10 protein-coding genes and 1 pseudogene are annotated in these 6,649 nt (G+C 64.3%); all 11 read right to left on the bottom strand.

What is annotated here, in order from left to right; genetic code table 11:
* Positions 1-195 (bottom strand): annotated as a pseudogene (locus tag BGN91_RS11325) (hypothetical protein); the annotation flags it as partial.
* 121 nt (positions 196-316) lie between these two features.
* Positions 317-814 carry an Imm1 family immunity protein gene (locus tag BGN91_RS11330; protein WP_292613181.1) on the bottom strand — a complete coding sequence of 166 codons (498 nt, stop codon included), beginning with the start codon at positions 812-814 and terminating at the stop codon, positions 317-319.
* A complete protein-coding gene (locus BGN91_RS11335; RefSeq protein WP_292613183.1) occupies positions 790-1,293 on the bottom strand; it encodes a hypothetical protein in 504 nt (167 codons plus the stop codon). The genes BGN91_RS11330 and BGN91_RS11335 overlap by 25 nt, the downstream gene beginning before the upstream one ends.
* A 123-nt stretch (positions 1,294-1,416) precedes the next feature.
* Positions 1,417-1,647, bottom strand: a complete 231-nt coding sequence (locus BGN91_RS11340; RefSeq protein WP_292613185.1) for a hypothetical protein — start codon at positions 1,645-1,647, stop codon at positions 1,417-1,419.
* Complete coding sequence (locus BGN91_RS11345; RefSeq protein ID WP_292613187.1) at positions 1,647-2,294, bottom strand: HK97 family phage prohead protease; 648 nt, start codon at positions 2,292-2,294, stop codon at positions 1,647-1,649. Before BGN91_RS11345 ends, BGN91_RS11340 begins: the two co-directional genes overlap by 1 nt.
* A gap of 101 nt (positions 2,295-2,395) precedes the next feature.
* Entirely contained in the window at positions 2,396-2,593 is a 198-nt protein-coding gene (locus BGN91_RS11350; protein ID WP_292613189.1) for a hypothetical protein, read from the bottom strand.
* Entirely contained in the window at positions 2,593-2,805 is a 213-nt protein-coding gene (locus BGN91_RS11355; protein WP_292613191.1) for a hypothetical protein, read from the bottom strand. Before BGN91_RS11355 ends, BGN91_RS11350 begins: the two co-directional genes overlap by 1 nt.
* 71 nt (positions 2,806-2,876) lie before the next feature.
* Positions 2,877-4,052 carry a phage portal protein gene (locus BGN91_RS11360; protein ID WP_292613193.1) on the bottom strand — a complete coding sequence of 392 codons (1,176 nt, stop codon included), beginning with the start codon at positions 4,050-4,052 and terminating at the stop codon, positions 2,877-2,879.
* 146 nt (positions 4,053-4,198) lie between these two features.
* On the bottom strand, positions 4,199-5,467 hold the full coding sequence (locus BGN91_RS11365) for a terminase family protein (RefSeq protein WP_292613199.1): 1,269 nt from the start codon (positions 5,465-5,467) through the stop codon (positions 4,199-4,201).
* Positions 5,460-5,951 carry a hypothetical protein gene (locus tag BGN91_RS11370; protein ID WP_292613195.1) on the bottom strand — a complete coding sequence of 164 codons (492 nt, stop codon included), beginning with the start codon at positions 5,949-5,951 and terminating at the stop codon, positions 5,460-5,462. The genes BGN91_RS11365 and BGN91_RS11370 overlap by 8 nt, the downstream gene beginning before the upstream one ends.
* 342 nt (positions 5,952-6,293) lie before the next feature.
* Positions 6,294-6,443 (bottom strand): hypothetical protein, encoded by a 150-nt coding sequence (locus BGN91_RS11375; protein ID WP_292613197.1) that lies wholly within the window; start codon positions 6,441-6,443, stop codon positions 6,294-6,296.
* Positions 6,444-6,649: the final 206 nt, after the last annotated feature.

Raw genomic sequence — 6,649 nt, forward strand, 5'->3', positions numbered from 1 at the left:
GAAATGGACATTGACCTGCTCCTCGCTCGGCAAACCATCGGTCCCGCAGAGCCCTTGAACGTCCATTCCCCAACTGTCGTTGCCACCGGCGAATGACCATTCCTGTCCTTTTGGCGCGAGAAAAAAACGCTCAAGCTCGGAAAGCACCGGCCATCTGTCAGAAGCGAAATTATCGAAGTAAAAAAATCGCTTCATTTCTCTCTCCACCGACGCCAGATTCAGCCAGGATCATACTGACGAATTTGAGCAAGCGCATTGGGCTCGCCGAAATCCGCGGCTGGTCCGGACGGTATTTGCGGGCGAGCGTCGGACTCAACTATGGATCGGGAAACGTCTCCGGCGGCAGATCGCTGCTTGCGATCCATTCGATGCTGGTCGGCAGCTCACCGTCGGTCTCGATGAATTCCTTCACCGCCTTCCATGCAACAGGGAACGGCACGAACAGCCCCACCGACAACGGTGTGCCATGCAGGGACCGCACGAATTCGCCGAGACGGCTGAGGTCTCCTTTCGCAACGTAGCTGCGTTGTTGCCGCACTCTACCGTCCCACTTACGATAAGACAAATACACGCCCAAATCTGAATTGCCGATCATGCTTAGGTTAGAGGTGACCTGCTCAAATCTCGAACGCTGCTCTGTACCACACAGACCCTCAACCCTCAGACCCCAGCTATCATTACCGCCAGCAAACGACCATTCCTCTCCTTTTGGTGCCAAGAAGAAGCGCTCTAATTCGTGCGGGTGCGGCCAACCATTCCAGTCGAATTCATCGAAGTTGGTATGCTTGATCAACGTCGCCTCCAGATCAACCATGTGCCGTTCGACATCACGCTGACGCGGCCAGTCTTCGTTTCCGAAAATCGGACCGTCGGATTGCCAAGCTGCAGACCGAGAATTGGAAGCGCATCATTGCAACCTTCACATATCCGTCGATCAACCATAATTTCAATGGTACGATCCGCGAGCGAGCCGCCGTTTTGACGTGCAGCCCGGAGAAGTATCGTGGTTTCTGCGTGATAGAGGGAATCGTTCGGCCATTCCCCGATATTACCGGTTGTCATCACATTGGGATATTTGTCGATCAAATTCCAGCGCTGTGAGTTCGCGTCCGTTCGATCCGTTGAAGTATATCCTGGAGACCCGGAGTTCACCCCAAAATACAGCTTTCCATCGATCTCAGCGGCAGCAACCGTACCATTGCCTGCCGGCCAAGAAGGCTGCCCGAATAGATTTGGCTCATTGTTGATGGTGCGATAGACGTTGATCCAGCCCTGCCCGTCGAACGGGCGCATTGACGGCACACTCTGACGCGGCGGATCAAGTGGCGGACCCAGATTGCCGCCGATCCCGGATCGAAGCTGATCGAGATGCGCCTCGGATTCCCGTAGCGGCAGGAATCGGCTTGATCAGATCGCTTAAGGTCCGGGCGCGCTTCCCCAATCATCGGTCCAGCGTCCGCCGCCTGGTTGACCCGCCGGAATCCGCGGCTGGTCGGGGCGGAATTTGCGGGCGAGCAGCGGAAATACATCGGCGAGCTTCATGCCCGGCTTCAGAAATCGCGCAGCATCGGGTCTGATCCATCTATAGGCATCAGGCCGCATCCAGCGCGCGCGCTGCGCGGCTTCGAATGCACTTTCATGACTCATCAGCGTGCTCCCGCCATCTGCGCGCGCGCCGCGCCTTGCAGCGCCACACGCCGTCCTTCCCTGCCGCGCAGCGAGGCCACCACCGGGCGCGGGCGGAGCCGCGGCGCCGGTTCATCCGCGGCCTCCGTCATGCTCCGCCGGCCGCGCTCGGCCTGTGCCCGCACGCGCGAGCGCGGCGACGGGGGCGTCGCCTGCTTCACCGCGCGGACACGCGCTCCCGCCAATAGCGGGAAGGTGACGATGGAAATTTCCCACAGGTCGACCTGATAGAGTTTCCGCACGCGCGTTTGCGGCTCGATCCGGCCGCGCACGGTGCGATAGCCGATCGACAGTCCGTCGACCGCGCCGGCCTCGACCAGCGCCAGCAACTCGCGCGCCCGCGTCACGTCGGGGATCAGTTTCCCCCGCGCCCACAGCCCGCGGAAATCCTCGCGCAGTTCGAGCCAGATGCCGACCGGCTCGGCGGGATCGTGCTGGAACAGCATCGGGACCTTGCGCAAGCCCCTTGCTTTCAAGGTTTGCGCGAACGCGCCGGGCATCACCATGTCGCGCGCCTGGTCGATCTCGCCGAACAGGCTGGCATAGCCTTCCACCGTGCCGTCGCCGGAAAACGACAGACGCGACACGGACGACAACGGGGCGTGCATGATCGACCTCGCAAATGGGCGGGGGAAACGGATTGATGAAATTCGAAACGACGTGTCGTGCCCGCCGCGCGCCGCTTGTGGCGGACGCTACCTGGCGGCGCTCAGCCCTTGCGACTGCGTTTCGTCGGCTTGCGCCGCGTCTGAGCCTTGGCGCGGGGTGCGCGCGCCGCAGCCGCAGCCGGCGCCTTGCGCTGGGCTCGATCGAGATGCGCGAGGAATTCGCGGAACACGGTGAGATGATCGCGCGATGATTTGGTCTCGGTGCTGAACGAGCGCAGCATGCTGTGAAGGTTGTCCATCAATCCCGATCCTTGTCGAAGGTTAAGGCGCGACGTTGCGCCTTGCGATTGAAACGCTGAAGTTCACGGACGAAATCGTCGAAGCGACGCGAGGCGGCCGACAGTTCGCGCAGCGCGAACAAAAGGCCCGCGCTGGCGGCGCTCGCCCACAGAAACAACGCCAGATGCGCGAGGTCGCCGCGCTCTGCGAAGATGCGGATGAGGTCGGACATCGCTTGAACCCATGGCGGAGGTCATGACCGGACTTGATCCGGCCATCCATCTCTTTCACGAAAGGGAAACATCACTCCAGCCGGTCGCCGCCCTCGACCGGCGCGTAGCCGACCGCCTCGCGCTTCTCGTTGAGCGTGAGAAACGCCGCGTTGCTGACGCGCTCCCACAATGCCGCACGATCGGCGGCGAGCGCGTCGATCCTGTCGGCGTCCACCACGATGCGGACGCTCTCACCGAATTGCGGCGACAGCCACTGCGCGAACGAACTACCGAGACGCGACGCCAGCGGCAGCACGGTCTGGCGGAAGAAGCAGCGGTTGGCTTCCTGGAAGTTCGCATAGGTGTTGTCGCCGGGAATGCCGAGCACCATCGGCGGCACGCCGAAAGCGAGCGCGATCTCGCGCGCAGCGGTGTGCTTGGCCTCCAGAAAGTCCATGTCCTTCGGCGTCAACGACATCGCCTTCCAGTCGAGTCCGCCTTCGAGCAGCAGCGGCCGTCCCGCGTTCACCGCCCCCTGATAGGTATCGGTCAGCTCGCGCTTCAGCCGGTCGAACTGGGTATCCGACAGCACCGCGCCTTCGGGGCCGGAATAGACCAGCGCGCCTGAGGGCCGCGCGGCGTTATCGAGCAGCGCCTTGTTCCAGGCCGATCCGGCGTTGTGAGTATCGATCGCCACGGCCGCCGGTTCGATCGGCGCGAGACCATAATGATCGTCGAGCGGATGGAAGTACGTCAGGTGCAGGATCGGCGGCACGGCCGACGATGCCTGATCGAAGCGGATGCTGCGGCCGCCGACCGCGTATTCATAGGCCTCCGCCCAGCCGTCGACGCCGGGCACCACTTTCATGCGGTCGGGTCGCAGCGCAAACAGTTCGCGCACCGCGCCGTCGAGCGCGACCGCCTCGACATAGGCATTTCCGGACAGCAGAAGATGCGACACCAGCATTTCGAGAAACGCGCCGCCGTCCTGGCGCGGGTTCGGCCGCGACAGCAGCCGCGACAGCGGATGCGCCTCGTGCTCCTGCGCGCCTTCGAATACGAGGTAGCTGCACGACGCCACGTTTTCCGCGATCAGGCGCACCGCGCGATGCACGATGGCGTTGTTGAGATAACCCTCGCGCGCCAGCGCAGCATAGTCACGCGGCGTCCATCGCGCGCGGCGGCCGCTCTCGAAGGCAAGCAGCTTCGCCGTGCGGCTGGCTTTTGTCTCGGGCGGGGCAAGAAAAGTTTTAAAACGATCGAACATCTACGACCCTTTCTTCACCTCTCCCCGCCAGCGGGGAGAGATCGGAAACTGAGCGAAGCGAAGATTCCGGGTGAGGGGCTCGGGCAGCCAAGCCAGGCCCCTCACCCCGACCCTCTCCCCGCACGCGGGGAGAGGGAGCGCCCGTTCTACAATCCTCTCACCCGCGGCTGGGCGCGCGGCGCGAGCGCCAGCGACGTCACCGCCCACACCAGCGCATCGAGACGGTCGGGCGAGCGGCCGGACGACAGACCGGATAGAGCGAAGTCGCACATCTCGTCCTCCAGCGCCGCGAAGCTGCCGGCGTGCCGGACGCGGCCTTGTTCGTAAAGCGTCGCCACCGGTTCGGCGCGCAGCCATTTGCCGCGCGTGGCGCGCACCGCGATGACAGGCACCGCAGCATCCACCTCCGCAATCACGGACTTCACCATGTCGCCGCCCTGGTTGACCTCAGCCACCAGCGCATCGGCCTCGCACCGCCGCCACAGCGCGATCGCTTTCGCTGCCCACAGCGCCGGCGTCGCGCCCGCCACCGTCTCGTCTGCGATCACGTAAACGATGCCGCCTTCCGCCAGCCCCGCCGCGACGATACCGCAGGCGTCGGCGCGCTTGCCGGAGGTCGCCGGCGGATCGACCGCGACCACGACGCGCTGCATCGGCGGCGCCTCGCGCACGCGACACCTCTCAAGCAACGCGCGCGACCACAGCGCGTCGGGACGATCCTCGATAATCTCGCCGTCAAGCTCCTGACGCCCGAGCCGCGTTCCGGCGTAGCGCGCCATCACGCCTTGCAGAAAGGTCGGCGCCAGGTTGAAGGCGTTGGCCTGCGTCGGCGCGCGCGTGACCACGCTCGCCGCATCCGCCATCAGGCGTTTCAGCAGCGCGGTCGGACGCGGCGTCGTCGTAATCAACTGACGCGGCTGCGATCCCAGCCGCAAACCGAACTGCAGCATGTCGAAGGCGGCTTCCGCGTAGCGCCACTTCGCCATCTCGTCGGACCAGGCGCAGCCGAATTGCGGTCCGCGCAGGCTTTCGGGATCGTCCGCCGAAAATGCCTGCGCCACCGCGCCGTTATTCCATTCCAGCCGCTTGCGCGACGGCGACCATGACGGCCGCTCGTGGGCGGCATGCACCGCCAGCAAGCCGGAAACGCCTTCGATCATCACCTCGCGCGCATCGTGTTCGGTTTCGCCGACCAGCGCGATGCGCGACACCGCTTCGGTCGCGAACGGCGGCAGGCCGAGCGCCTGCGCGCGAATCCATTCGGCCCCGGCACGGGTCTTGCCGGCGCCGCGCCCGCCGATCATCAGCCAGATCAGCCATGGCGCGCCGTTCGGCGCCAGTTGCGGCGGACGCTGATGATCGTGCGCGAAAATATCCCATTGCCTCGCCAGAAACCCGAGTTCCGCCTCACTCATGCTCTGGAGCAGGAGTTGCCGCTGGCGCGGCGACCACTTGCTCCAGTCGGCGCGAAAGCGCGCGCCGGAACTCGTCGAGATCGCGGGGCACGGCGTCATCATCGGCTGATTTCACTCTCTCCTCGCTGGCGCGCAACCGCGTCACTTCGCCGAGCGTGCGCGCGAGACTCGCAAGCGTGCGTGCGCGGCGCTCCGCTTCGGTGCGCTGCTGCGGCTTCAGATGACTGCCGCCGACAATGACCTCGATCAGCGACAGCTCGCGTTCGATCGCGCGCGTCACCCGCTCGATCAGCACCGCGCCGCTCGCGGGCGGTGGATCATCGAGACGCTCAACCGCGGTGCGCTTGACGCGCGGACTCGGCTCGTCCTTGCGCCGGACGGCCGTGCGGCGCGCGCGTTGCCTGCTTACTCTGGCTTTCGCTGCTTCGTCGCGCTCGTCGAGCGCAATCGGCTTGTCGTCGACGAAGCGCGTGGTGGCGGCCATCGTCGCCTTGCGCGCGGCCGCGGCTGCGGTTTTGCCGGACTTCGTGCCGGCCTGACTTTGTTTGACGGTTTTCGCGGCTACGTTTGCTTGCGCGAGCGGTGCCTTGCGAGCCGCCGGCCGTATCGCTTTTTTCGCCGCGGGGGATGAAGATTTTTTTGAAGCGGTTCGCTTTGCGGTTCTGGCCGACGATGTTTTCGTTCGCGACGCAACGCGAGCCGCCGCCGGTTTTCGTCCCGGTCTGGCAATTCGCATCACAGCCATGGATGTCGAAAAGCCCCCTTGTCGCGAAATCGATAGTGCAGATAGAACGTGGCCTTCGTGTCCGTCAGAGCGGACAACACGCTAGCGGAAGAACACCAGCCAGATCCCGATCAGGATCAGCACGGCGAGACCGGTGCTGATGGCGAGAAGCATAAAGACGGACGGGCCAAGTTCGGCCTGTCGCACCTCGGTCGGAGGTTCCACGATCTGATCGTTCTCGTTCGTTGCCATCCGCACTCTCCCTGCTTCCTTGCGATCCGCGAATCGCATGCCTTGCATGGGTTGGGGCAACTCGAGATCTGCGCAGATCGATGCGGGTTCAACGTGATACGCGTCCCCGGTTTCGAGCGGAGATCGCTCGTTGAATTTCAAGCAGCCCGGCTGTGCGACCCCGATCGTAACCGGAGCGGCGCCGTCAACTCTTGGGCGCAACTGTG

This window comes from Nitrobacter sp. 62-13 (assembly GCF_001896955.1).
GTDB lineage: Bacteria > Pseudomonadota > Alphaproteobacteria > Rhizobiales > Xanthobacteraceae > Nitrobacter.

What these genes read in the sequence shown, in the direction of transcription:
- BGN91_RS11365 (WP_292613199.1), bottom strand. Translation starts at nt 5,467, where the DNA reads ATGAGTGAGGCGGAACTCGGGTTTCTGGCGAGGCAATGGGATATTTTC.
- BGN91_RS11360 (WP_292613193.1), bottom strand. Translation starts at nt 4,052, where the DNA reads ATGTTCGATCGTTTTAAAACTTTTCTTGCCCCGCCCGAGACAAAAGCC.
- BGN91_RS11375 (WP_292613197.1), bottom strand. Translation starts at nt 6,443, where the DNA reads ATGGCAACGAACGAGAACGATCAGATCGTGGAACCTCCGACCGAGGTG.
- BGN91_RS11370 (WP_292613195.1), bottom strand. Translation starts at nt 5,951, where the DNA reads ATGGCCGCCACCACGCGCTTCGTCGACGACAAGCCGATTGCGCTCGAC.
- BGN91_RS11340 (WP_292613185.1), bottom strand. Translation starts at nt 1,647, where the DNA reads ATGAGTCATGAAAGTGCATTCGAAGCCGCGCAGCGCGCGCGCTGGATG.
- BGN91_RS11350 (WP_292613189.1), bottom strand. Translation starts at nt 2,593, where the DNA reads ATGGACAACCTTCACAGCATGCTGCGCTCGTTCAGCACCGAGACCAAA.
- BGN91_RS11345 (WP_292613187.1), bottom strand. Translation starts at nt 2,294, where the DNA reads ATGCACGCCCCGTTGTCGTCCGTGTCGCGTCTGTCGTTTTCCGGCGAC.
- BGN91_RS11330 (WP_292613181.1), bottom strand. Translation starts at nt 814, where the DNA reads ATGGTTGATCTGGAGGCGACGTTGATCAAGCATACCAACTTCGATGAA.
- BGN91_RS11335 (WP_292613183.1), bottom strand. Translation starts at nt 1,293, where the DNA reads ATGCGCCCGTTCGACGGGCAGGGCTGGATCAACGTCTATCGCACCATC.
- BGN91_RS11355 (WP_292613191.1), bottom strand. Translation starts at nt 2,805, where the DNA reads ATGTCCGACCTCATCCGCATCTTCGCAGAGCGCGGCGACCTCGCGCAT.